Annotated in this window: 2 rRNA genes; both read right to left on the bottom strand. The window is 52.7% G+C overall.

Going from position 1 to position 222, the window contains the following annotated elements:
- Positions 1-76 (bottom strand): 5S ribosomal RNA (rrf, locus tag ACDO57_RS23405); the annotation flags it as partial.
- Positions 77-145: 69 nt separating this feature from the next.
- A 23S ribosomal RNA gene (locus ACDO57_RS23400) occupies positions 146-222 on the bottom strand; the annotation flags it as partial.

Raw genomic sequence — 222 nt, 5'->3', positions numbered from 1 at the left:
TACCATCGGCGCTACGGCGTTTCACTTCTGAGTTCGGCATGGGGTCAGGTGGGACCACCGCGCTAAAGCCGCCAGGCAAATTCTGTTAATCTGTATCAGGCTGAAAATCGTGTCTGTCTCTTCGCCAAAACACCTTCGGCGTTGTAAGGTTAAGCCTCACGGTTCATTAGTATCGGTTAGCTCAACGCATCGCTGCGCTTACACACCCGACCTATCAACGTC

The organism is Enterobacter cloacae complex sp. 2015409 (assembly GCF_041365315.1).
GTDB classification, from domain to species: domain Bacteria; phylum Pseudomonadota; class Gammaproteobacteria; order Enterobacterales; family Enterobacteriaceae; genus Enterobacter; species Enterobacter pseudoroggenkampii.
Note: the sequence above shows the minus strand (reverse complement) of the source record. Positions and strands in the feature narration are given on the sequence as shown.